This is a genomic window from Pseudoalteromonas byunsanensis, assembly GCF_001854475.1.
GTDB lineage: Bacteria > Pseudomonadota > Gammaproteobacteria > Enterobacterales > Alteromonadaceae > Pseudoalteromonas > Pseudoalteromonas byunsanensis.
In genome coordinates, this window is the sequence record NZ_MNAN01000026.1 from 199,109 (window position 1) to 224,569 (window position 25,461).

24 protein-coding genes and 1 pseudogene are annotated in these 25,461 nt (G+C 40.9%); 20 read left to right on the top strand and 5 right to left on the bottom strand.

The genetic code is table 11. The features are described from left to right. Positions 1 to 39: 39 nt before the first annotated feature. From ubiG to BIW53_RS04555, 8 genes are all read left to right on the top strand, one after another. Entirely contained in the window at positions 40 to 750 is a 711-nt protein-coding gene (ubiG, locus tag BIW53_RS04520) for a bifunctional 2-polyprenyl-6-hydroxyphenol methylase/3-demethylubiquinol 3-O-methyltransferase UbiG (RefSeq protein WP_070990634.1), read from the top strand. Beyond that, complete coding sequence (locus BIW53_RS04525) at positions 747 to 1,394, top strand: HAD family hydrolase (protein WP_070990635.1); 648 nt, start codon at positions 747 to 749, stop codon at positions 1,392 to 1,394. Before ubiG ends, BIW53_RS04525 begins: the two co-directional genes overlap by 4 nt. 362 nt (positions 1,395 to 1,756) lie before the next feature. Continuing rightward, a complete protein-coding gene (nrdA, locus tag BIW53_RS04530; RefSeq protein ID WP_070990637.1) occupies positions 1,757 to 4,042 on the top strand; it encodes a class 1a ribonucleoside-diphosphate reductase subunit alpha in 2,286 nt (761 codons plus the stop codon). A gap of 51 nt (positions 4,043 to 4,093) precedes the next feature. Further along, complete coding sequence (nrdB, locus tag BIW53_RS04535; protein WP_070990639.1) at positions 4,094 to 5,224, top strand: class Ia ribonucleoside-diphosphate reductase subunit beta; 1,131 nt, start codon at positions 4,094 to 4,096, stop codon at positions 5,222 to 5,224. Continuing rightward, a complete protein-coding gene (gene yfaE / locus BIW53_RS04540) occupies positions 5,224 to 5,496 on the top strand; it encodes a class I ribonucleotide reductase maintenance protein YfaE (RefSeq protein WP_070990640.1) in 273 nt (90 codons plus the stop codon). Before nrdB ends, yfaE begins: the two co-directional genes overlap by 1 nt. Before the next feature lie 189 nt (positions 5,497 to 5,685). Next, a complete protein-coding gene (locus BIW53_RS04545) occupies positions 5,686 to 5,985 on the top strand; it encodes a hypothetical protein (RefSeq protein WP_070990645.1) in 300 nt (99 codons plus the stop codon). A gap of 57 nt (positions 5,986 to 6,042) precedes the next feature. Further along, on the top strand, positions 6,043 to 6,579 hold the full coding sequence (locus tag BIW53_RS04550) for a DUF924 family protein (protein WP_070990646.1): 537 nt from the start codon (positions 6,043 to 6,045) through the stop codon (positions 6,577 to 6,579). Positions 6,580 to 6,788: 209 nt separating this feature from the next. Beyond that, a complete protein-coding gene (locus tag BIW53_RS04555; protein WP_070990648.1) occupies positions 6,789 to 7,358 on the top strand; it encodes an outer membrane beta-barrel protein in 570 nt (189 codons plus the stop codon). 44 nt (positions 7,359 to 7,402) lie between these two features. Here BIW53_RS04555 and BIW53_RS04560 read toward each other — a convergent pair whose 3' ends face one another. Continuing rightward, positions 7,403 to 7,927: a YaeQ family protein gene (locus BIW53_RS04560; protein ID WP_070990650.1), complete on the bottom strand. Its 525-nt coding sequence runs from the start codon at positions 7,925 to 7,927 to the stop codon at positions 7,403 to 7,405. 159 nt (positions 7,928 to 8,086) lie between these two features. Here BIW53_RS04560 and BIW53_RS04565 point away from each other — a divergent pair, with 159 nt between their 5' ends. The 3 genes from BIW53_RS04565 to BIW53_RS04575 all read left to right on the top strand — a co-directional run bounded on the left by BIW53_RS04565 (position 8,087) and on the right by BIW53_RS04575 (position 13,980). Next, entirely contained in the window at positions 8,087 to 10,567 is a 2,481-nt protein-coding gene (locus BIW53_RS04565; protein WP_070990652.1) for a TonB-dependent receptor, read from the top strand. Between the two features lie 136 nt (positions 10,568 to 10,703). Further along, positions 10,704 to 12,530: a di-heme-cytochrome C peroxidase gene (locus tag BIW53_RS04570; RefSeq protein ID WP_070990653.1), complete on the top strand. Its 1,827-nt coding sequence runs from the start codon at positions 10,704 to 10,706 to the stop codon at positions 12,528 to 12,530. Between the two features lie 235 nt (positions 12,531 to 12,765). Further along, positions 12,766 to 13,980 (top strand): LamG-like jellyroll fold domain-containing protein, encoded by a 1,215-nt coding sequence (locus BIW53_RS04575; protein ID WP_070990655.1) that lies wholly within the window; start codon positions 12,766 to 12,768, stop codon positions 13,978 to 13,980. A gap of 251 nt (positions 13,981 to 14,231) precedes the next feature. Here BIW53_RS04575 and BIW53_RS04580 read toward each other — a convergent pair whose 3' ends face one another. After that, positions 14,232 to 14,423 carry a DUF3185 family protein gene (locus BIW53_RS04580; RefSeq protein ID WP_070990656.1) on the bottom strand — a complete coding sequence of 64 codons (192 nt, stop codon included), beginning with the start codon at positions 14,421 to 14,423 and terminating at the stop codon, positions 14,232 to 14,234. A gap of 215 nt (positions 14,424 to 14,638) precedes the next feature. On the opposite strand from BIW53_RS04580, the gene BIW53_RS04585 reads away from it, so the two are divergent. The 4 genes from BIW53_RS04585 to BIW53_RS04600 all read left to right on the top strand — a co-directional run bounded on the left by BIW53_RS04585 (position 14,639) and on the right by BIW53_RS04600 (position 18,270). Further along, positions 14,639 to 15,463, top strand: a complete 825-nt coding sequence (locus tag BIW53_RS04585) for a collagenase (RefSeq protein WP_070990658.1) — start codon at positions 14,639 to 14,641, stop codon at positions 15,461 to 15,463. A gap of 78 nt (positions 15,464 to 15,541) precedes the next feature. Next, positions 15,542 to 16,252: a hypothetical protein gene (locus BIW53_RS04590; protein WP_070990659.1), complete on the top strand. Its 711-nt coding sequence runs from the start codon at positions 15,542 to 15,544 to the stop codon at positions 16,250 to 16,252. A 325-nt stretch (positions 16,253 to 16,577) separates the two neighbouring features. Further along, complete coding sequence (locus BIW53_RS04595) at positions 16,578 to 17,540, top strand: ATP-grasp domain-containing protein (protein WP_070990660.1); 963 nt, start codon at positions 16,578 to 16,580, stop codon at positions 17,538 to 17,540. Continuing rightward, positions 17,533 to 18,270: a class I SAM-dependent methyltransferase gene (locus BIW53_RS04600; RefSeq protein ID WP_070990661.1), complete on the top strand. Its 738-nt coding sequence runs from the start codon at positions 17,533 to 17,535 to the stop codon at positions 18,268 to 18,270. Before BIW53_RS04595 ends, BIW53_RS04600 begins: the two co-directional genes overlap by 8 nt. Before the next feature lie 243 nt (positions 18,271 to 18,513). Here the strand turns inward: BIW53_RS04600 and BIW53_RS04605 are convergent, their stop codons facing one another. Continuing rightward, entirely contained in the window at positions 18,514 to 18,714 is a 201-nt protein-coding gene (locus BIW53_RS04605; protein WP_070990662.1) for a tautomerase family protein, read from the bottom strand. A 683-nt stretch (positions 18,715 to 19,397) separates the two neighbouring features. Between BIW53_RS04605 and BIW53_RS21270 the strand changes: the two are divergent. The 3 genes and pseudogenes from BIW53_RS21270 to BIW53_RS04615 all read left to right on the top strand — a co-directional run. Further along, a pseudogene (locus BIW53_RS21270) lies at positions 19,398 to 19,544 on the top strand (hypothetical protein); the annotation flags it as partial. Positions 19,545 to 19,834: 290 nt separating this feature from the next. Then, the gene (locus BIW53_RS04610; protein WP_070990664.1) at positions 19,835 to 20,461 is read left to right on the top strand and encodes a DUF1326 domain-containing protein; all 627 of its coding nucleotides are present in this window, start codon (positions 19,835 to 19,837) and stop codon (positions 20,459 to 20,461) included. Positions 20,462 to 20,605: 144 nt separating this feature from the next. After that, positions 20,606 to 21,199, top strand: coding sequence for a DUF2182 domain-containing protein (locus tag BIW53_RS04615; RefSeq protein ID WP_245699357.1), 594 nt, complete (start codon positions 20,606 to 20,608; stop codon positions 21,197 to 21,199). A gap of 134 nt (positions 21,200 to 21,333) precedes the next feature. Here BIW53_RS04615 and BIW53_RS04620 read toward each other — a convergent pair whose 3' ends face one another. Both BIW53_RS04620 and BIW53_RS04625 read right to left on the bottom strand, forming a co-directional pair. Next, positions 21,334 to 22,260 carry an electron transfer flavoprotein subunit alpha/FixB family protein gene (locus BIW53_RS04620; RefSeq protein WP_070990667.1) on the bottom strand — a complete coding sequence of 309 codons (927 nt, stop codon included), beginning with the start codon at positions 22,258 to 22,260 and terminating at the stop codon, positions 21,334 to 21,336. Next, on the bottom strand, positions 22,257 to 23,009 hold the full coding sequence (locus BIW53_RS04625) for an electron transfer flavoprotein subunit beta/FixA family protein (RefSeq protein WP_070990668.1): 753 nt from the start codon (positions 23,007 to 23,009) through the stop codon (positions 22,257 to 22,259). The genes BIW53_RS04620 and BIW53_RS04625 overlap by 4 nt, the downstream gene beginning before the upstream one ends. A gap of 176 nt (positions 23,010 to 23,185) precedes the next feature. On the opposite strand from BIW53_RS04625, the gene BIW53_RS04630 reads away from it, so the two are divergent. Together BIW53_RS04630 and BIW53_RS04635 are read left to right on the top strand one after the other, a co-directional pair. Continuing rightward, a complete protein-coding gene (locus BIW53_RS04630) occupies positions 23,186 to 24,835 on the top strand; it encodes an electron transfer flavoprotein-ubiquinone oxidoreductase (protein WP_070990670.1) in 1,650 nt (549 codons plus the stop codon). 136 nt (positions 24,836 to 24,971) lie between these two features. Further along, a complete protein-coding gene (locus tag BIW53_RS04635; RefSeq protein ID WP_070990672.1) occupies positions 24,972 to 25,448 on the top strand; it encodes an acyl-CoA thioesterase in 477 nt (158 codons plus the stop codon). The last annotated feature ends 13 nt before the right edge of the window (positions 25,449 to 25,461 follow it).

The following is a 25,461-nucleotide window of genomic DNA, read 5'->3' on the forward strand; positions in this document are numbered from 1 at the left end:
CCCTCTTATAATGCGCTCAGATTAACGAGGAAGTTTTTTATGACCGAACATCAAAATGTAGACCCACAAGAAATAGCAAAATTTGAAGAAATAGCAGAACGTTGGTGGGATCAAGAGGGCGAATTTAAACCATTGCACGATATCAACCCACTGCGTTTGGACTTCATTAATGATAAATGTCAGGGTTTATTCGACAAAAAGGTGCTGGATGTGGGCTGTGGTGGTGGTATTTTAACCGAAAGCATGGCTAAACTTGGCGCTCACGCTCATGGCATCGACATGGGGCAAGAGCCGCTAAACGTCGCCAAGCTGCATAGTTTAGAGTCTGGCATTAAAGTCGAATATCAAAGAATTCCTGCTGAAGTGTTTGCTGAACAAAATCCTGAGTGTTTCGATGTTGTCACGTGTATGGAAATGCTAGAACACGTTCCGGACCCTGCTTCTATTATTGCCGCTGTCGCCAAATTAGCGAAACCTGGAGCTAGTGTATTTTTTTCAACCCTCAACAAAACAACTAAAGCTTACTTGATGGCTATCGTTGGCGCAGAAAAACTGCTTAAGCTTGTTCCAGAAGGTACTCACGCCCACGAAAAGTTTATTCGTCCATCTACGTTAATTAACTGGGCGGAACAAGTTGGACTTAAAGTGCGAGCCAGTGCTGGAATAAGTTACAACCCCATTAGTAAGACATTTACGCTCAGTGACGACGTCAGTGTTAACTACCTGCTTCACTTTGAGAAACTAGCATGATCCAAGCTGTAATATTCGATTTAGATGGTACGCTGCTTAATACGTGCGATGACTTAGGCGCTGCATTAAACCACACTCTTGAGTCTCATGGCTTACCTCCTGTCACCAAAGAGGTCTACAGCCCAGCGATATCCAACGGTGTCAAGGCTCTGCTCGAAGTAGGATTTAAAGACACACTCTTGATGCATGACGAGCAACTCCTTCGTCAAAGTGTGCTTGATTACTACGCGAATAACATCGCTGTGTATAGCCATTGTTTTGCCGGCATTGCGCAATTGCTCGACACTCTCAATAGTAGAGGTATCAAAATAGGCATAATGACCAATAAGCCAACATTTTTAACATTACCTCTACTAGAGCGTATTGAAGAGCTAAAAAACATTGAAGTGGTTGTATGTGGAGACACCCTAGATGAAGCTAAACCATCGCCGAAACCTTTGTTGCATGCTGCTCAACAATTAGCCGTCAATCCACAACATTGTTTTTATGTAGGAGATGCAGCCAGAGATATTGAAGCTGCAAAAGCGGCTAACATGCGCTCTGTGGCGGCCCTGTGGGGATATGTGCCTAGTCAGGAAATTGCGTTAAGTTGGGATGCGGATCTGAATTTAACTAACCCTGAATCACTAATTGCACATATATAGTGCAAAATTGAGTTGCAAGACACTATATCTTGTGTCTTGTAACTAAAATCCCCACAAGTTGAATATAAAAAAATCAGTTAGATTTTTTTTTAAAATTGATAAAAAAACAAAACATCTTGGTTGATTTTTTCATGGTGTGTTTAGCTGTAAAACCTCAAAGGTTAATAGCCACTAACAGTAGCCGATTATCCCTAAGTTATCCACAATTGTGGCAGAGTTGTTCTATTGCAAATTTGACTCATCCACACTATCTTGTGATCCACGGTAAGCCTATCACCATATATAGTGGTGAATAGATAATCAAAAGTGTGAACCGTGCGTTTACCATAAAAATACAATTCCGAAGGAATACAGGCGCAACTATGAACCAACAGTTATCTGTCAGCAAAAGAAACGGCCGCAAAGAGCCGCTTGATCTAGATAAAATCCATCGCGTGATCACTTGGGCCGCTGAAGGCCTCAGTAATGTTTCTGTATCACAAGTTGAGTTAAAGTCACATATTCAGTTTTATGACGGTATTCGCACCGAAGACATTCATGAAACGATTATTAAAGCGGCTGCAGACTTAATAGATAAAGATTCTCCAGATTATCAGTATCTAGCCGCGCGCCTAGCCATTTTCCATTTGCGTAAAAAAGCGTATGGCCAATTCGAGCCACCACGACTTTATGACCACATAACTAAATTGGTAGAAGACAAACGCTACGATCCACATTTGTTGGTAGATTATACTGAACAAGAACTGGATGAGTTAGATAGCTATGTTGATCATAGCCGTGATATGAACTTCAGCTACGCAGCAGTTAAGCAGCTTGAAGGTAAGTATCTGGTTCAAAACCGTGTAACGGGTGCAATATATGAAAGTGCCCAGTTTTTGTATATTTTAGTTGCAGCAAGCTTATTCTCTGATTATCCAAAAGAGACTCGTCTTGACTACATCAAACGTTTTTACGATGCGATATCGTTGTTTAAAATATCGTTGCCTACACCTATTATGGCAGGTGTACGTACACCGACGCGTCAGTTTAGCTCGTGTGTATTAATTGAATGCGGCGATAGCCTTGATTCTATTAACGCTGCCTCCTCTGCAATCGTTAAATACGTCAGTCAACGTGCGGGTATAGGTATCAACGCTGGTCGAATTCGCGCTTTAGGTAGCCCTATCCGAAATGGCGAGGCCTATCACACCGGTTGTATTCCTTTTTATAAACACTTTCAGACAGCCGTTAAAAGTTGTTCACAAGGCGGTGTTCGAGGTGGCGCAGCAACACTATTCTACCCACTTTGGCATCTAGAAGTAGAAAATCTACTTGTACTTAAAAACAACCGTGGTGTAGAAGAAAACCGTGTTCGCCACCTTGATTACGGTGTGCAGTTTAACAAAACTATGTATTCACGCTTGATCAAAGACGATTACATCACGTTGTTCAGTCCTTCGGACGTTCCGGGACTGTATGATGCCTTTTTTGAAGACCAAGACAAATTTGAGTCTTTATATGTTCAATATGAGCAAGATGAATCAATCCGCAAAAAGCGCATAAAAGCTATCGAGTTGTTCTCTATGTTTGCTCAAGAGCGCGCGAGCACAGGACGTATTTATCTACAAAACGTTGACCATTGTAATACGCACAGTCCGTTTGACTCAAAGGTTGCACCGATTCGTCAATCTAACCTTTGCCTAGAAATAGCATTACCTACTAAGCCGCTGAACAATGTTAACGACCCAGATGGTGAGATTGCCTTGTGTACTCTTTCAGCGTTCAACCTTGGCGCGTTAGAATCACTCGACGAGCTAGAAGAATTAGCAGAACTTGCAGTACGTGCCTTAGATAACCTACTTGATTTCCAAGACTACCCTGTTCCTGCGGCTGAACGCGCAACTATGGGCCGTCGTACATTGGGTGTTGGCGTTATCAACTATGCATATTATCTAGCAAAGAACGGCGTTAAGTATTCTGATGGCAGCGCTAATGGCTTAACTCACCGTACATTTGAGGCGATTCAATACTACCTTATGAAAGCATCAAATGAACTGGCAAAAGAGCGTGGCGCTTGTCCATTATTTAATGAGACGACCTACTCTCAAGGTATCATGCCAATCGACACCTACAAGCGTGACCTTGACAAGATTTGTGAAGAACCTTTGCACTTGGATTGGGATGCTCTACGCGAAAGTATCAAAGCACATGGCATGCGTAACTCAACACTATCAGCATTAATGCCCTCAGAAACATCATCGCAAATTTCCAATGCAACTAATGGCATTGAGCCACCAAGAGGACACATTAGTGTTAAGGCCAGCAAAGATGGTATTTTGAAGCAAGTTGTACCTGAGTATGAACGCCTCAAAAACAACTATGAATTGTTGTGGGATATTCCGTCAAACGATGGATACTTGGGCTTAGTTGGGATTATGCAAAAATTTGTTGATCAAACTATCTCAGCTAATACAAACTACGACCCTAATAAATTTGAGGGCGGCAAAGTACCAATGAAGCTGCTACTTAAAGATCTACTTACAGCGTACAAGCTCGGTGTAAAGACGCTTTATTATCACAACACTCGTGATGGTGCATCAGACGCGCAAGATGAGCTTAAAGCTCAGGCAGAAGATGACGATTGTGCAGGCGGCGCTTGTAAAATATAAGTTTTTAGCGGGTCGTTTGACCCGCTACTTTTGGTATTGAGTATAAAATCTATGTCTTATTCTACTTTTAGCAGAAATCACAATGATCAGTTAAAAGAACCCATGTTCTTTGGCCAAACCGTCAATGTATCTCGTTACGACCAACAAAAATATCCAATATTCGAAAAGTTAATTGAGAAACAACTTTCATTTTTCTGGCGCCCAGAAGAAGTCGATGTCAGTAAAGACCGACTTGATTTTCAAGGCCTTCCAGAACATGAGAAGCACATTTTCTTAAGCAACCTCAAATATCAGACGCTACTCGATAGTGTTCAGGGCCGTTCGCCAAATGTGGCTCTACTGCCGATTGTTTCACTACCAGAACTTGAAACCTGGATTGAAACTTGGGCATTCAGTGAAACTATTCACAGTCGCTCTTATACTCATATCATACGTAACGTAACTCAGTCGCCGGAGCTAATCTTCGATGACATCGTTACCAATGATAGGATAAATCAACGCGCAGATGCAGTTACTCGATATTACGACGAGTTAATAGAAAAAGTTTCTCTATACAACTTGTATGGTGAAGGAAAACATGAGATTAACGGTGAAACAGTAGTTATCAACCAGTTTGAACTCAAAAAACTGCTATATCTGTGCATCATGTCAGTCAATATTCTTGAAGCAATTCGCTTTTATGTTAGCTTTGCGTGTTCATTTGCATTCGCTGAACGTGAACTAATGGAAGGTAACGCTAAAATTATTAAGCTAATCGCTCGTGATGAAGCATTACATTTATCTGGCACACAGCATATTTTGAATATCATGCAAGATGGCAAAGATGATCCAGAAATGGCGATCGTTGCTGCTCAGTGTCACGAGCAAGCGATTGAAATGTTCGTAGAAGCGGCTGAGCAAGAAAAAGAATGGGCGGAATACCTGTTTAAAGACGGGTCTATGATAGGCCTCAACAAGGATATCTTGTGTCAGTATGTTGAATACATTACTAACGTCCGTATGGCAGCAGTTGGTTTACCTTCTCAGTTTGCCAATAAATCTAACCCTATCCCGTGGATCAATGCATGGCTGGTTTCTGATAATGTTCAGGTTGCTCCTCAAGAGGCAGAGATTAGCTCTTACCTCGTAGGTCAAATCGACTCAGAAGTTGATGCTTCAGATTTTGGTGACTTTGACTTGTAATGAGCGATGTTCCAAGTCGAAAAATTACTGTAAGTGATCGTACTGAGCCGCTTGAATTTGCGGCTCAGTCGTCTTCACTGCTAGAGACACTTGAACAAGCAAAAATTGAAGTCGCTTATCAATGTCGAGAGGGTTTTTGTGGCGCTTGTCGAGCAAAATTAGATTCCGGTGAAGTTGCATACAATCAAGAGCCATTAGCTTTTGTAAGAGATGGCGAAATCTTACTTTGTTGCACAAAACCTTTAACTGACATAAAACTTACGCTGATCTAAGCACTCTGCTTATTTGCCTTTTAGAGCACTACAACTAATCTCCCCGTGCTAGCCCATACAGTTCTACAATGCATAACACTCGTAAGGTGACCTAGCGTTAAGTTACATCATCTCCAAACGATTAATTTTGTTTATATATTGAAATTTGAGCGTATGATAATTCCAATTAGCAAAGACAAGGAGCTTAATATGCAACAACAAATCATCAAGCGTTCTAATGCCTCTATTCAAAGCGGTGTCGCAAAAGCCGATGGAATGTTATCAATCACAGATAAGCAATTGACTTTTGAGCCGTTCAATAAACAAATTGGTATGGGTCCATACGCAATTGACCGCGCAAAAATTGCAAAAGTAGAAAAGTGCCAAGGAGTGGGTGCAGGTATCTTACCAATCACGGATAGCGCCATAAGAGTGATACTAGATGATAAGCACACCTATGAATTCATCCTCGCCGAGCCAGAGCAATGGCTAACAATGTTATCCAGCTAGTATCGTTAGGTATTTAAAAGCTGAAATGCTCTGGGTAAAGCAAAAAGGATAGCTATTATGATTGAAGACGTATTAGCATTTTGGTTTGAAGAAATTGATCCTAAAATGTGGTGGCAGAAAAATGCTGAGTTTGACTCACTGATCAAAAAACGTTTTGGCGCTTTACATGCTCAGGCGAGTCGCTCAGAGCTTTATAACTGGCGCACTACCGCACAAGGCAGCCTCGCAGAAATCATTATTCTAGACCAGTTTTCTAGGAATATTCACCGAGACAATCCCTTAGCCTTTGCCTCAGATCCACTAGCTCTTGCACTCGCTCAAACGGCGATAGCTAAAGGCTTTGACCTCAAATTACCCAGCCAACAGCGCAGTTTCGTCTATCTACCATTTATGCATAGCGAATCACCAGCCATACATATAGAAGCCGTGAAATTATATGAGGCCCTTGGAAACAAACAAAACCTCGATTTTGAGTTAAAACATCAGGCTATTATCAATATGTTTGGTCGTTACCCGCACAGAAATGCAATTTTAGGCCGTTTATCTACCAAAGAAGAGATGGATTTTCTGCACCAGCCTGATTCTAGTTTCTAGTAAACGACAACTACATGATGAAGACGATAATTATAATACAAAAGTACATCAGGTCTTGTTATTTCAAATATTCTAGACAATAAAATGTAAATTGTTGATTAATATTTTGTAATTACATATTTATATAGCAATAATTATTCTGCCAGCTATTGATGTTTCTGATTAAGGTATTACAATTCAGTTCATTTTATTATAACTTTGGATTCCACGTGAAAAAATCTATATTGTCCGCGGTCATTCTATCCGCTTTATCTTTCGCATCTAACGCAAGCGCTGAGCAAGTCGATAACCAATGGTTTTGGGGCGTCAATATCAGCTCAGATAGCATTGAACCCGAAATTCCAGGCATGGGCTCAGATAAAGCGTCAGGATTTGGGTTGTTCGCTGGTAAACAGTTCAATGAACATATTTCAGTAATGGCTGGTTACAAAAAGTTTGGTACTCCTACTTTTGAACTATCTGGCATGTGTTTAGGCTGTAGCGCTGTAGATTTTAATATTGACCTGAGCTCCCTTTATGTGAAATCAAGATTAAAAAATACATTCGATAACGGCTTTATGGTATTCGCTGACTTAGCATTAAATTCATGGGACGTTGATGCAAAAGCTTCTTATGCTGGTTATTCTGGTTCGGGTAATGTATCAGGCACTGACTTAAGCTTTGGGGCTGGTATTGGTTACCAAAATGACCGCCATGAGTACACCCTAGGCTTTGAAAACTATGATTTTGACGGTACCGAGGTAACGTCTGCAAGCGTTAGCTACTCATATAGCTTCTAAGCGTTTTAAATTCGGGGTGGTTTACTGCCCCGCCTATCATGATATTAGATTAACTTCAAAGCGTGTGTTTCATAATATTCATGTTTGTCACTGACACTAATATGATTTTGTTCAATAACAATATCCCAGTGTAAACTTCTACTCAGTGCAGAGCTCAACGAGTCAACAAAGTTGGATTCAAGCTCAAAAATACTGATGTTTTCAACATAACTTAAACGTTCTTTTACTGTTTCAAACCATTGAGGATCTTCTTTAATAAGTAGCACCAGCTTTTGAAATTGCTTTGCCAAACGAGTGATTTCATCGAGTTCCAGCGGACATGCGTATAGTGCAACTGTAATATAACCCTGCTCATCTTCAAGCCAAACATCAGGTTTTTGTTTTTCTTGCGTACTATTTAAATGCGCACTCTGTTCATAAGACAGCGCACAGTAGCCCAACAGCTTAAGCACAAAGTGCTCTAGTGTCTCTGCTTTTTGTAATGCCGTGGTAAACACTTCCTGATGATTAGCATGATGGTATAAATCAGCTACATTCAAGCGCGCCTTGAATACAAATGGTTTAGCCATAATAGGTACCCTACTCCTTAATTCACTCTAACTATAGGAGCTATGATCACAATCGCAATAAAAATTAAAAGTTATAATATAACATTATTGAATCTGAAATATGGTGGTGTTATATTATAACAACACCAAACATTCACACTCTAATACAAGTCGAAGATCATGATTAAGCAGTCCCTAATAAGTAGTGCCATTGTTTCCGCATTGTTTTCACCCTATGCGCTTGCGGGCGATGTAAAAGGTAAAGTTGTAGATCACAATAATCAGCCTGTTAGTGGCGCTAAGATTCATTTACATGGAAAGACTCAATCTGTAACCAGTGATAAAAATGGTCAATTTACAATTGCTGTAGATGCAGACTCTCAACTACACGTTACAAAAAACAACTATATAGATGAGCGTATCAATATTATCGCTGAAAATGGCTTTGTTACAGTGCAGCTCAAACCAAGTTCAGTTGAAAGCATCGTCGTATTTGCCTCAGCTCTGCATAAGAATAACGTAGAAATGGCTTCTCCAGTATCTGTGCTCGGAGGTGACGAATTAAAAAATGCCTCCAAGCCAACTTTAGGAGAAACCTTGAAGGGAATTCCTGGTATCAACGCCAGTTATTTTGGTCCTGTTTCTTCAAGCCCTATCATTCGAGGCCTTGATGGCCCGCGCGTAAAAATCACCCAAAATGGACTAGATAGCAGTGATGCCTCTCGCGTCGGACCCGATCACGCCAATACCAACGACAGTTTATCAGCTCAGCAAATAGAAGTTTTACGAGGCCCGGCTACATTACTTTATGGTTCCGGCGCAATTGGAGGAGTGGTAAATGTTGTAGACAACCGTATCCCTAGTGATGTGATTGAATCACTAAGCGGTGCTGCTGAATATGCTCATGATAGCGTTTCTAATACCAACACTTATGCTGCGCTGGTCGAAACAGGCAATAACGGCTTCAATTTTCATTTCGATGGTGTTAACCGTAAAGGTGGAGACTATGAAACGCCTACCTTTGAACTACCGTCCGATGAGCACAGCGAAGAGTCGCAAAGCGAACACGAAGAACATGCTGAATTTGTACATAAGGTAGACAATACCTTCATCGACTCTCAACAAGTCAATTTTGGTACTAGCTATATTAATGAACATGTTACAGTTGGTCTGTCATTTGGTCGTATAGACACGGATTACGGTGTTCCTGGCCACAGTCACGCTCACCATGATGAGCATGATGAGCATGATGAGCATGATGAGCATGATGAGCATGATGAAGATCATGAGCTACATAGCGAAGAGCACGAAGATGTTCATGTTGAAGACTCTCATGATGAACTCGAGCAAGAAAATGTCTTTGCCCGAGTCAAACAAGACAGATGGCAAGCACTATTTAACTACGCATTACATAATCAATGGATCGAAGCTATCAGTATACGTGCCGGTTATACCGACTATACCCATAGTGAAATAGAAGGCGATACAATAGGCACAACCTTTAGCAATAAATCAACCGAGCTACGTACAAACCTAGAACATAAATTTGGTCAATGGCATGGCATTTTCGGTTATCACTACAGTGATAGTGATTATGCAGCTCAAGGTGAAGAAGCATTTACACCATCGACCACAACAAAATCACATGCCATTTATCTACTTGAGGAACGTTCTTTTGGAAATTTCACGCTCGAGCTAGGTGCCCGAGTCGAGGATTATCAACTTAGCAGTCATATAACCGCCAGTAGTCATGGCAATCATGAACAAGAGCATCATGATGATCATCTCGCAGATGAGCATGATTTTGAAGACATTGATTACCAATTGGACTTAACTAACATAAGCGCCTCGCTAGGTGGTGTCTATCAATTCAAAGATGGTCATAACATCGCCATGAATATTTCGCGTTCAGAGCGAGCTCCATTAACAGCTGAACTACTTGCAAACGGCGTTCATATTGCTACTGGCACGTACGAGTTAGGCCTAGGTTATCATTATGAGAATGGAGAAATTCATTTTGAGCCAGAAGAGATCAAACAAGAAACTGCGACCAACGTAGACCTCAGTCTGCGCCGTTTTATCGGTGATTTTGGCTATACCGTTAACGTATTTTACAACGATATCGATAACTATTATTACCAACAGAGCACGGGGCTAGTTTTTAGCGAGGAACATGGCATAGAAACAGCCGAGCACGAGCATGAAGGTGCATTGCCTGTGTTCCAGTTCAATAGTCAAGATGCAAAACTCTATGGTTTAGAAGTAGATGCCCATTACAATATTGATGACAAAAATCGTGTAAAAGTCTTTGCTGATAAACTCAATGCTGAACTACAAAGCGGCGCAGCCCTACCTCGCATACCAAGTGACAAATTAGGGGTTAAGTATGAGTTTGCATACGAAGGTTTCAAAACTAATATGACTGTAACTCGTTATGCCAAACAGGGTGACATCACAGCATATGAAACACCAACAGCTGGTTATACCATTGTTGATGCAAGTATGCAGTACGACTTCAGTCATCAAGGAGTTGACTTTGTCGGTTATATAAATCTGGATAACCTAACCGATGAGCTCGGCTTTGTGCATAGCTCATTTATTAAAGATCTGGCTCCGCTGCCTGGTAGAAACATCAAGTTAGGTATTCGCGCTTACTTCTAACGCTCCATGCAATGTTGACTGTCTCGTTGTATGTGCCAGTTAACATTGCATTTTTATTTGTTTGTAATTCTCTGTAATAGCAACTGTAACAACAATTAACTATTATGTTACATTTTAACCGTTGCAAGGAATATCAATGAGCAAGTTACATCTAGCTTTCGCACTAGGTGCCGTCAGTTTGATAACTGTTGTTGGCTGTAGTTCAAATCAGCACAACGCCCAACCTGACCCAATATCTATTACCCCTGAACGAGGTGAAATCCCCACCCGAACTTGGTTAGACCAAGGCTGGAGCAAACAAATAAGCGAGAATTTTTGGTTCACCAATCAGGGATCACAAATTATCCCTTACAATTGGTTTGTTTGGCTTGAGCAGGCTGACAGCACACAACTGTTTCGCCATGCTAAGCATATGGAATCGCTTAGGTACTTACCAAGTAAAGCAAGCCAAAAAAACCCCGGGGGGTTACCCATTGGCTTCGCACTACACAGTAATCAAACGACAGGCGAAAACTGGGTGGGTATGACTTGCGCTGCTTGTCACACTAATCAAATCGACTACAAAGGCACAAAAATACTCATTGATGGTGCCCCTACCTTAGCAAACTTTGTGTTATTTTTTGACCGTCTCGTTGCAGCCCTAAATAAAACGCTAAGCGATGATGAAAAGTTTGAACGTTTCGCAAAAAATGTATTAGGTGCAAGCTATAACACGGTCAATAAAAACGATTTAAAAGGCCGACTACAAAGCATTGCCCTAAAAACAGCACAACGACAAGCGGTTAACGCTTTGCCAGAAGATTATCCAAAAGATTTTACCAGCTACGCTCGCTTAGATGCATTTGGAAACATACAAAATGCAGGGACGGCTTTTGCGCTTAGTGACTTAACAAATAAAAATGCGCCAACTGGGCCTGTATCTTATCCATTCCTTTGGGGTACCCATCAATCAGATGTAGTGCAATGGAACGCTTCCGCGCCTAACATCTCGATCGTAGGACCACTAGTTAGAAACATTGGCGAAGTCGTAGGGGTATTTGGTGAGTTAGATATAAAAGAAGCACCGTTTTGGCAACGGCTATGGGGTAAGCACACTCGTTATAGCTCAACAGTCGATATGATAGGTCTTGGTAACCTAGAGTCATGGGTTAAAACACTTAAGTCGCCACAATGGCCAACACAGTACTTCCCTGCTATTGATGTCGAAAAAGCTGCAAAGGGTGAATTACTCTATCAACAGCAATGTGCTGGTTGTCACGAAGTTGTCCCCCGTGATAAAGAGCTTGAAGATTATAAAGCGAATCAAACGCTAATAAGTGAACTCGGTACAGACCCTGTGACCGCGTACAATGCATCCTGTAATATGGCAAAAACACTCATACTAGAGGGCACTAAAGAGCGCATTTTAATTGGTTCTAAATTCCAAGAGATTGACAATGCAATTGATATCCCCGTAAATGGGGTTGTTGGACTGGTATTAAAAGATCTTCCTCTCGCTCTTAAAGCCGGTAATATCCCTGAGCGAACAGGTGCTGATGGCGAAAAGATAAGTGTTCTAAAAGAGCTTGAGAACCTTTTAGTACAGCATCTAAAAAAGCGTGGAGAAAAAGCAAACCAAGTTGAGACCGATTGTGTAGACGGTAAACTAGATAATGGCGTTTATAAAGGCAGACCACTTAACGGTATTTGGGCAACAGCACCATATTTGCACAATGGCTCAGTACCAAGCTTGTATGAGTTAATGAAAAAGCCTGATCAGCGTGTAACAGAGTTTTGGGTGGGTAGCCGAGAGTTTGACCCAGTGAATGTTGGCTTTGATACAACAACGGGACTAAATAAATTTAAAGTAAATACAAAGAACGGCAAAGCTATGCCTGGAAATTCAAATAAAGGCCACAGCTATGGCACGCACCTTAGCGACGAACAAAAGTGGCAAGTCATTGAATATATGAAAACACTCTAGAAATTCCAAACTAGGGCACCTCAAAGGATGCCCTAGCTTTTTGCACCCACCCTATCCACTTAAAATACTGCTATAGATCATTCACCGTCTATAAATAACTCAATTTAGTCGCCTTTTATAGAAGCTTGAGGAAGCAAGCGCGACCTCCTTTCCTGGGTAAAATAACGAGATACTGGACAAAATACGGACATTTTGAAATTAAATTAGTCACAACTATAGAAAAAGTGGTTAAACAATGCGTAAAATCAATTTACCTAAAAAAGGAAAATATCAGAGGGCGCTTAAAATGACTACCAGCAATACCAAATCCCAATGTGAAACAATAATGGATAAGTATCTAGGTGTTTGGTTAAGCGACATATATGTATGTTTCGATACTCGTAGGGTCTTTAAACTGCAACAAGAAATAGACCTACCACAATTATCTTTCGATTTGCTCGTTACCTTACTAGAACACTCTCCTGCCCCTCTTACCAGTGCGCAGTTGTTAACGTTAGTATGGCAAAACGTGGTAACAGGTGATGAGAACGTAAAACAACGTGTCCGGATACTCCGTCTAGCACTGGGCCAAACACAAACCAATGAGTACATTAAAAACATACGAGGGAAAGGCTACTATATTGATGCTCAACTACGCTGGCAGCATAGGAATGCAAAAAAAATAGGGGTTAAAGCCCAAACACTGGGTGCTATTTCTGTTATGTCTGTAACTTCCGTTGGAATGACGCTATGGGCACTTTCCAATCCTATAGCTCTAGAGGCAAAAAATACAGAGATCTCCTTGTATCAAGAAAGTGCTATCCGTCTTACCACGTCACAACAAGACTTAGCATTTTGTCTAGATGGTTTTGATGATTACATTGAGTTACCAGATGATGATAACTTAGACATAACAACCGGAGATTTCTCTGTAACCGCATGGATAAAAACAACCTCATACGAACAACGTGTGATTATTGATAAGAGATATGAAAATCAGATGGATACGGTTAAAGGATATGTAATGTTTGTAGATGACGGAAAGCTCGGCTTTCAGCTCGCCGATGGTGTTGGAAGTTGGTACTGTGAACAAGCAAACGGGGCTTGCTCAACTTATATTTCTAACTCATCTGTTTCAGACGGTTTATGGCATCATGTTGCCGTTTCTGTCGATAGAGATGACCCCAATGGTCTACGTTTTTACATTGATGGACAAGCCAGTTGTATCCACGACCCGACCAAGCGAAGTGGATCTTTGGCTAACGATATGCCGTTAAGAATAGGCAGCAGATCTTCCTATCAAACAGGTCTTTTTAAAGGCGCTATTGGTGAAGTTGCAATACATCACCGTGCACTTGATCATGACGAAGTATATTCGGACTACAAAAAGGGTAATCAAAGAAAGTGTTTTAGTATTGCAAGCAAAGGAGGCACGGTATCAAAAGACCAACTTGACCTAGTAGGCCTATAATGTTTTTATGCTAGCAAATGAATAAGGTTATCACTGGTGGCCTTTAGAGTCCCCCACCATAACTTTGGCTGTTGAATGCCATCATTATGTTATCACCACGTGGTAGCAATAACACATTTAGCAAAAGTGAAAATAACGCTTGGTACTCCCAGACTCACATAAAGATCCACAATGCATTAACATATCGACCAAATAGCTCTTACCCTAGTTTGATATGTGCTCCTCAAAAGGACAACCTCAAACGCAGAGAGCTATTTTATCCTGAAAATACCGAAAACGATACAAACCGCCCCACCAACCATTCCAACCCATGCTTCAATAGGGGTTTCTCCGCTTAACGCCCTGCCAAGTTGCGACTGTGCTGAATCATAAATATTGTAACCCCAAGCTACCAAAGCGACTCCAGCAATAATAAAAATAATGCCAATAAGTTTACTATTCATAGTTTTACGTCCTTTTTAGGCAATTGATGACTATTGAGTAAAGCCAATTTTTCCAATTGTGCAAGTGTTTGTTATCTGCAACATGATTAATTCGTACAAACTTCAAACAAATTATTTAAAGTATATTGTATACATTATTCACATTGTGCTATACATTAAATCAATAATCTGGCCGGATTAATTACAAAAAAACAATAACCGGAGGAACAACCAAAATGAAATACACAATAATAGTCAGTGCATTACTTGCCGTATCTGCAACGTCAGTTGTAGCCAAAGGAAAACCAACACCCGATAATATTTTACCTCTACGCCACACCTGTAGTGATACGTTAAGGTTTCAAGCACAAGACATGACTAATACTCAGTTCAATGACTCTTGTGTTATCGTTGGCGCTGAAGAAACCTACTTTCACCAGAGGTTAGAGACCGCATGGCAGCCAGTGAGTAATGACTTAAATGACGACTTATTGATGGTTATCTTTGATGATTACAACCAATACAACCGTTATGGGTCTCGCTTTTTTGGGATCAGTACCAATAATGGCGGTATGTATATTGAAGGCAATGCAACAGATCCAAATAATCAAGCCACCTTTTATGCACATGAAGCCGATTGGTTGCGCCCTGAATTTGCAATTTGGAACCTAGAGCACGAATACGTACACTACTTAGATGGCCGTTTTAACCTAAAAGGTAACTTTTCTGATTATCCACAAAATACCGTATGGTGGAGTGAAGGACTCGCTGAATATATTTCTTTAAAAGACAGTAATTCAGATGCGATTGCACTTATCAATCAATCTGGTCAAAACCTGTCTTTAGGAACTGTATTGAACACCGACTATAGCAATAGTACCGATCAGATCTATCGTTGGGGCTATCTGGCAGCTCGCTTTATGATGGAACGTCATTTAAATGATGTACGTGTGCTTCGCAGCAACACCAGAGAAGGTGACTGGACATCCTATCAACAACAGCTTTCTTTTTGGACCAGCTCCTATGAAAGTGAGTGGCAAGACTGGTTACTGTCACTTTGAGCTTTAGCTAAACATTAACCAGTAATTGGGCCTATTTTGGTGGGCCCATTTTTCTTAACGCTTCTATGGAGATAAAGCATGTATAGATTATTGCTAGTATTGACTATTACACTGGGCTTTAAAACCTACGCTTTACCAAATTACAGTGAGCTAATGCAGCTACAACAAGTGCTAAAAAATGATATTGAGCAGAAAAACTCTGAAAAGTCCATAAAACTCAATGATATTCATACCCTGTTCGCCCCTAGTCAAGGAACACATATTGTCACTTATTTTACGATAAACGATAACGTTGAGTATCCAGCTGAAGTTTTACAAAAGTTGAACCAACACCCCGATTTCTCAGATTTGAAAAATCAGCTTAAAATACTCTCTCATCAACTATTTAGCTTAGAGAAAAAGCAAAAAATGGAGCACGTTCGCCTCTCTGAAACACAATCAGAACAAATGGTTCAAGACCTAATGCTCGCTAATCAGCAAAAATTAGAGCTTGCCCATAAGTACAACACACTCAAAACATCACTCGCACGGGTTTACCTAAGAGAGCGCCTAGTCAGTTCACTAAAAACAACTGTAGCGGAGCTATTGTGCGACCCTGCTCGCTTTAAGGTTATCTCAGATAATACTCATGATTCAGTTGCTATCACTGTTAATACTTGGCCTGACACAAAAAATGGAAAACTCTCTAGCTTGGTATGGGTTGTAGCAGGCAACGTAATAGAGCAATGTCAGTCAACCGCTAAGGAGGTCCAATTCCTCCTAAACCAAGTCACTGAAGTTCATCTGTGATCCTATAAATAGAACTCCTGAACTTTAGAACATAATACAGCGATATAAATTTGCTCAAGAGCTAATGGACTAGCCCCTATGATCAGCAGCACCTTGTTTTGTGTTGTAAGACCCTATACTGGCTTCTATGTTATTCACTATTGCTTGACCCTGATATAATTACTACCTAAGCACTACTATATCGACATTATAGAGATGGATAGCCCAGTCTTTTAGTCTGTGGAACGGCAGTAAAGTATATACTCTATTATTCAAATTTATTGATGAATAAAGGAATCTGTTATGCTAGCATGCGCACATTTTTATGTACCTGAATAATTAAAACATGAGTAAAGCACTAACAATAAGAGGGATCCCTGATAATTGCCTAATAAAGTTCATCGGCAAGGAGAATTTTGCAATTAGTGGTTCTTCAAATATTTCAGACCATTTGATACTGGAAGATATGTCAAATGACACCTGTTTATTGGACCCACTGAAAGGGGGACGTGCAAATATCAATACAAACAACTTATCAGTTGTAATCAACGAGATAGCCGACCCTGATTCACACGCTCTTACCCTTCTCAAATCAATGAAACTGTGTGATACAATTGGCAAGCCAGTCATCAACCCGCCGAGACATATACTTAATACAGACAGAGAGATGATATATAAAACTTTGTCTAAAATAAAAGGGCTTCATATTCCCAAAACGGTTAAGTTAAACCCTAAGTCTCCTCATGATATCGTTAGTTGTATTTATAACAACAAACTAAATTACCCAATGTTAATTCGTGAGGCGGGCTCACATGGTGGAGAAAGTCTGACGCTACTAGAAAATGCCCAACAAGTTGAAAGACTTTATCACCTAGCTTTAGATGGTAGAAAGTACTACTTAACCGAATATGCTGAGTATAAAGACGACGATGGACAATATGCAAAGCATAGGCTCGCTGTTGTCGGCGGCAAGGTATTCTTGCGCCATGTGATCGTTAGTAACAGTTGGATGATCCATTCAAACTCTAGAAAGCATAGCTTTATCAGTAAAGAAAAAGCGCTACAAACGGCTTTCGAGGAAGAGAAAAAGTTTCATATCCAAAAAATCGTTTCTAAGATTTATCGAGAGTTAAAGTTAGACTATTTTGGTATTGACTGTGCAATCAATGACAAGTCTGAAATGTTAATATTCGAAGTTAACGCCAATATGAATATTTTAATCAATGGTCATAACCACGCTGACGAATACATTGCTCCTATCAAATTTGCGCTGTCTAATCTTATAAAGGAAAAGTCACAACGTGTTTGATAGTTACAACGATATATTTACCCAAAGGGCTAAAACTTACGATACCGCAATGCATTGTTGCTCTGACGCCAGAAGAGCAGAATTTGAATGTGCTACTAAGAACTTCCCTTGGAAACATAGAGAAATAGTCGCAGACATCCCCTCTGGTGCTGGTTACCTGTCCAAATACAGGCCCAGAGAAGTTGATTTATATCATATAGATAGCTGTGATACATTCAACCAGCTATCTGAGCAAAAGGTCATTACATCTCCTTTGGAGGATATGCCTTTTCCTGACAACCATTTTGATCGCGTGATTAGTATCGCAGGTTCTCATCATATGGAGGATAAGAACGGTTTCTTTTGCGAAGTCAAACGCGTTTTAAAGCCAGGTGGAGTTTTTAATTACTCAGATGTGATGCAAGGCTCAAAAGAGGATACTTTTTTGAATCAGTTTGTAGATAGCTACAACTCTATGGGGCATCAGGGCATATTTATCAGCAAAGGTACTATATCTGATCTCGCTAACACAGGCTTTGATATTGTCCAAGCAGATTACCAAAGAGTCTGCTGGCAGTTTAACTCAGAGCAAGATATGGTATTTTTTGTCAAAAGTTTGTTCGGATTAGACTTGGCCGATGATGATACAATCTTGACCAACATTAAAGATATATTGGGCTATCAGGTTCAGTCACAAGGGGTGACTATGGAGTGGGCGCTTTATTACATAGATGCACAAAGCAAAGTCTAGTTTGTGCTATGCCAAGATGCATACGTTAGTAAAGAAACCTGCTTATTTAGAATTACTTAAGGGAAGACTGACTTAATAGCACTCGTTTATCCAACCTACATTAAATAGGGTTAAATGTAGGTTGGATGACGGTGCAGCAGCGCCTCCTAAAATTATAAGCAGCTACCTTTTAGTTTAAAAAAGGTATAAACAAAGCTCTAAAGAATTAACTTTAATATTGTGCTGTGACTGCGAAGAACTTCACTACGATTGTTGTTTTTTCCAATCATCGGTTAACATCCCAGCATAGCCCCAGTCTGACTCTTCAATTTCTTGAATTACTACATGGGTGTATTCAGGTTGCTTGCCCAAAACTCGCTGTAAAGATTCAGTGATGTCTTTGACCAATTCTGCTTTTTGCGCTCGAGATGCGCCTTTTGTGATCTGTACATTTACGTATGGCATGGATATATAACCTCCCTTGATTAGCTGAAATCCGTATATAACGTAGATTGTATGACTTAGAGATATACTTCTGACTTAGTACTATACATCTGTTTTGGTACTTGAGAAAAGACAGCTTCAAGCTCTGGTAACACGTCAAACAAGTCTGCGACTACGCCTTAAATCAGCTACTTGAAGACCATTGCTTCGGGATTTTTGTTGGTATCAACAATTTTACCCATTGTTAGCGCTCTCGCTAAAATGTGGCTGTTGCTCGATGCTCGCTCAACGATTAAGTCAACGGTGTTTTGTTCCAGCAGATACTAAAAAGCGGGCAAAGGTATCAATAACAATGTGCTAGCTATCACTTAGTTGTTCCTCGTAACGGAGAACATCTAGATTATGTTGCAAAGCAAACGCTCATTCGTGAACTTGGTACAAACTCAGTCATCGCCTATAACGCTTCATTTCATAAGGCAAAAACACTGATATTAGAGGGCGCAAAAGAGCGCATTTTAATTAGTTCAACATATCAATAAGCAAACAATGTAATAGATATCCCAGTAAATGGTGTTGTGAACTGGCATTAAAAGACCTTCCTGTGACACTCAAGGCCTGCAACATTTCTGAACGAACCGACAAATAAGATAAACGGTGTCAAGAGCAAGAGACCTTGACAGTAAAACGCCTAATGGGCAACAGCGCCCTATTTACACGTTGCTTCAGTACCATACCCGTATGAGTTAATGAAAAAGCCAAAGCAACGTGTTAGCGAGTTTTGGGTCGGTAGTTGTGAATTTTATCCAGTGAATGTTGGCTACGTCACACATGAGGGATTAAACAACTTCTAAGTGAATAATGACATAGGTCAAATCATGTCAGGCAATTCAAATCGAGATCGTAGCTATGGCACTAACCTTAACGATGAACAAAAATGGTAAGTCATTGAGTATATTAAAACGTTTAATATATGCACAGGGCATCATAAACGCTGCCTTCCCATTTATCTAAAAACCTCCCCTCTTTGATGACCGTTAGTCAAAGAATGAATGACCCCTTTTCGCTGTGATATTTATTGTAAAAAGCAAAACAAATGCAGTATTAGACTATAATTTAGCCAACCCAATAGGAGGTAGTAGTTATGAGCAACAAATATGCCTGGGCATTATCAATGAATCAAATCGAAAACTGTAGCTGTAGCCATGGGTGTGGTTGTCAGTTTGGCGGTTTCCCCTCCAGTGAAAATGGTGGCTGCGATGCAATCTTAGGCTTTGAAATACTCCAAGGCCACTTAGATGACCTTGATTTAAGTGGATTAAAAATGGTATTCGCTGCAGCTTGGCCAAAAGCAATGCATGAAGGTAATGGCAAAGGTGCACTATTTATTGATAAAAAGGCCAGTCCTGAACAGGTTGACGCACTTGCGACTATTATGTCAGGCAAAGCAGGTGGTATGCCCGTTGAAGCGTTAGCCACGTTATTTAGTGAATTTGATGGCCCCATCATGGCTGATATAAAGCTTGATAAACAAGACTATACATCTACCGTATCAATTGATGGTGTTATTGAAGTAGAGCAAGCGCCTCATATAAACCCTGTGACTGGTGAAATAAATGAAGTACATATTACCTTTCCCAAAGGTGGCTTTATGTGGAATGACGGCTTTGCCGCTAAGACAAAGTTAATGCATATTAATCACGGTAATATCGCTTTTAATTACTCTGATACCTTTGCTGCCAATGCCATTGTCAATTGGCCAAATGCATAAGCTCGATTATTGATGCCAATAGTTAGCCGAGCCTTTACCCTTATTAGCATCAGCGCTCTCATCTATTTGAGTTGGCACTACATGCTATTCGACATGTCCATGAATATGGAACCCGTGGCAGACTGGACTGCCACGGACCTTTTAATGTTATTCATTATGTGGGCAGTTATGATGGCAGGTATGATGTTACCTTCTGCCGTTCCTGTTATTTTACTCATAGAACGTGTGACACAGCAGCGAATTGCTTCACACCAAGCCTACACACCGACCATTGTATTTACCTTTGGCTATATTTTAGCTTGGTGCTTTTATAGTGTGCTAATAACACTATTACAATATGGGCTTCATCAAATTGACCTATTAACGCCGATGATGAATAGTGCTTATCAATCCTTTAGTGCTTTAATTTTAATTGCTGCCGGTGTTTACCAATTTTCTTCTTTCAAGCAAAACTGTTTAAAACTCTGTCGATCTCCCTTTTCAATACTTAACTCACATTGGCAAGGCAGCATTAAAGGGGCCATCATGTTAGGCTTAAAACAAGGGAGTTATTGTGTTGGCTGTTGCTGGTTATTAATGATGATTTTATTTGTCAGTGGTGTCATGAATATAAAATGGATCTTAATCCTTACATTGGTCGTGATCATTGAAAAACTGGCACCAAGTGGTAGTGCTGAGTTAATCAGCAAATTTCTAGGAGCTGCACTCATTATTTTTGGATTGAGTTATTGGTGGTAACTTGGCCTACCATGAATTACCTTCAAGTATGCGCAAGGCCACGACGACTTAGGTATGTGTTCGAAATATAAAATAAAAAAAAGCCGCGGCCTTACGGCACAACGGCTTTAACAACCAGAATTTTTATTATTCTTTTATAATGCGGCTTCAAGCTCCGGTAACACGTCAAATAAGTCTGCGACTAAGCCATAATCAGCTACTTGGAAAATCGGTGCGTCTGGGTCTTTGTTAATAGCAACAATCACTTTTGAGTCTTTCATACCCGCTAGGTGTTGAATTGCGCCGCTGATACCCACTGCGATATACAAATCAGGTGCAACGATTTTACCCGTTTGACCAACCTGCATGTCATTAGGTACAAAGCCAGCATCAACCGCTGCTCTGGACGCACCAATCGCTGCGCCTAGCTTGTCTGCTATACCATTTAGCAATGCGAAGTTCTCGCCATTTTGCATGCCTCGACCGCCAGAAATAACCACTGGTGCTGCGTTAAGCTCTGGTCGTTCAGATTCTGTTTGCTCAATACCTACAAATGAGCTCAGTGTGTTATCAATTGACATTGACAAGGTTTCAATCTCACACGCGTCCTGCTCGCCTTGCGCGTCAAATGCACTTGCACGCACAGTGATCACTTTTTGTGATTCATTAGACTTCACAGTCGCAATTGCATTGCCCGCATAAATAGGACGTTTGAAAGTATCGGCATCAACGACCGCAATGATTTCTGAAATTTGTGATTTATCTAGCAATGCCGCAGCACGCGGAAGAATATTCTTACCCGTTGTCGATGCACTTGCTAGAATGTGACTGTAGCTGCTAGCTAGCTCAACAACTAGGTCAGCTGTATTCTCAGCTAACTGATGCTCGAACGCAGCGCTATCAGCAACTCGCACTTTACTTACACCTGCTATTTTGGCAGCACTATTTGCTACGTCAGCAACACCAGAACCTGCAACCAAAATTTCAACATTAGCGTCTATCGCTACCGCCGCATTAACTACTTTTGCGGTCTCTGGCTTTAAATGGCCATTTTCATGTTCTGCAATAACTAATACGCTCATGAGATCACCTTTGCTTCAGTTCTTAGTTTTGTTACTAACTCTTCAACACTTTCAACGATAATACCCGCCTCTCGTTTTGCAGGTTCTTCAACTTTCAAAAGCTCGACTCTAGGAGCTAGATCAACGCCGAGGCTGTCTGCTGCAGTTACATCTAGTGGTTTACGCTTAGCTTTCATGATATTTGGCAAAGAGGCATAACGCGGTTCATTTAAACGAAGGTCAGTAGTTACGATTGCAGGTAAAGCCAACGATACGGTCTGCAAACCACCATCTACTTCACGAGTTACTTGTACCTTGCCCCCTTCAACAACCACTTTTGATGCAAATGTACCTTGACTACGATTAGTTAGTGCAGCAAGCATTTGACCAGTTTGATTATTGTCCGAGTCAATTGATTGCTTGCCAAGGATAACCAGCTCTGGATTCTCTTGTTCAACTAACTTAGCTAACAACTTGGCCACGTGCAGTGACTCAAGTTTAGCGTCTGTTTCAATGTGAATAGCTTTATCAGCACCCAGTGCTAACGCTGTTCGTAGCTGTTCCTGACATGCTTTGTCACCAATCGACACAGCTACAACTTCACTGGCAGTGCCAGCTTCTTTTAAACGAATTGCCTCTTCAACAGCAATCTCGCAAAACGGATTCATCGCCATTTTTACGTTGCTTAAGTCAACATCACTGTTGTCTGGCTTTACTCTAGCCTTGACGTTGTAGTCAATCACTCGCTTGATTGGCACAAGTACTTTCATGGTAACTCCATCATCTGGTTATTCTTAAAGCTGACGTATACGTCAACATAATTATTTTATGGAATCAGACTACTTCCTGTTGACGTAAACGTCAACCTAAAATAACCTTACTTTAACGTAATCAAAACTAAAGCCTCTTTTTAGTTAATACACCGTCAAAACATAGTGAGGTTAAAATGGTTGAACGCGAAACCATGGAATTCGATGTAGTTGTGGTTGGTGCAGGCCCTGCGGGCTTATCTTGCGCAATCCGACTCGCACAACAAGCACAGCAACAAGAAAAAGAACTGATGATCTGTGTCGTTGAGAAAGGCTCTGAAGTGGGCGCACATATTTTGTCAGGTGCCGTATTTGAGACAAAAGCACTAGATGAACTTCTACCTCAGTGGAAAGACAAAGGTGCCCCTATCACCACAGAAGTCACAGGTGATGAAATTTACCTGTTTGGTGATCAAAATAAAGCCACCAGCATTCCTCATTTTGCAGTACCAAAAACATTTAAAAACCATGGTAACTATATCGTTTCTATGGGTAACGTATGTCGTTGGTTAGCAGAACAAGCAGAACAGCTGGGTGTGGAAATATTCCCAGGTTTTAGTGCCCATTCTTTGATAGTAGAAGATGACGAAGTCAAAGGCATTGTCACTGGTGATATGGGGGTAGACAAAGACGGTCAGCCTAAAGATAGTTATATGCCTGGTATGGAACTTCGTGCTAAATACACAGTGTTCGCAGAAGGGTGTCGCGGCCACCTAGGTAAACAACTCATCAAACAGTTCAACCTAGATAAAGATGCAACCCCACAGCACTATGGCATTGGCTTTAAAGAAATCTGGCAAATTGACCCAAGTAAACATAAAGAAGGAACTGTAGTGCATGGCACAGGCTGGCCGCTTGAAAATGATACCCATGGTGGCTCTTTCATGTATCACGCAGAAAACAATCAAGTAGTTGTTGGTTTGATAATCGACCTCAACTATAGCAACCCATACTTGAGCCCATTCGATGAATTTCAACGTATGAAACACCACCCTATTTTCGCGCAAGTGTTAGAAGGTGCAGAACGGGTTTCATATGGTGCACGAGCTATCGCCAAAGGCGGCTTCCACTCATTGCCTAAAATGCACTTCCCTGGTGGTTTATTGGTCGGCTGTGACGCCGGTACACTGAACTTTGCCAAAATTAAGGGCAACCACACCGCTATGAAATCAGGCATGTTAGCCGCTGATTGTATTATCGAAGCACTAAGTGAAGAACAACCTCAGGCAGACCTGACCAGTTTCGCGCAGAAGTTTAAAGCAAGTTGGCTGTATGAAGAGTTATACCAATCGCGTAATTTTGGCCCTGTGCTCCATAAATTCGGCAGAATTTTGGGTGGAGCATACAATACGTTAGATCAAAATATTTTTTCAGGCTCTCTACCATTTACCTTTAAAGATACGGATCACGACCACGCAACACTAAAACCTGCCTCTGAAAGTAACAAAATTGAGTATCCAAAACCGGATGGTAAATTAAGCTTTGACAAACTCTCGTCGGTATTTCTATCAAATACTAACCATGAAGAATCTCAGCCATGCCACCTTAAACTGGCTGATACCAGTATTCCAATCTCAGTTAATTTAGAGAAATACGCGGAGCCTGCGCAAAGATATTGTCCGGCAGGTGTGTATGAAATAAATGAAAATGACGCGGGTGACAAACAGTTTGTGATCAACGCACAGAACTGCGTGCATTGTAAGACCTGTGACATTAAAGACCCCAGCCAAAACATTACCTGGGTTACACCTGAAGGTGCTGGCGGACCAAACTACCCTAACATGTAATTTTTCTAAAAATTTATAATCCAACCTAAATTGCAGGGGGCCAAAGAGGCCCCTTTTTCATGCTTTGTGCTAAGTTCAGCAAAACTTCAAATATTGCATATACTTAATCAAAAGAAATAACGATGAGTAACGATCCATGAGCGGACACTCCGAAGTGGTATTTAGATTTCTAGCCGAGCCAACCGATGTAAATTTCGGTGGAAAAGTTCACGGCGGTATTGTTATGAAATGGATAGATCAGGCGGGTTATGCCTGCGCCGCTGGCTGGAGCGGCAGCTATTGTGTAACCGTATCCGTTGCAGGTGTTCGCTTTAAGCGGCCAATTCTGGTTGGACAAATAGTTGAAGTTTCAGCACAAATCGCCCATACGGGTAAAACCAGTATGCAAATATTTATTCGCGTTCGCTGTGGCGACCCACAAAAGCAATCTTTAGTTGAGAGTAACCACTGTATCATTAGCTTTATCGCCATGGACAAAGCAGGTTACCCCGTGCCAGTACCACAGTTTAAACCTAAAACTGAAGAGCAAAAAAAACTTGAATTATATGCAATTAAGATGAAAGAAATCGCCATTGAAACTGAATCATTACTGCAGCGCACAATAGATGACTAGTTCTTCAGCTTCA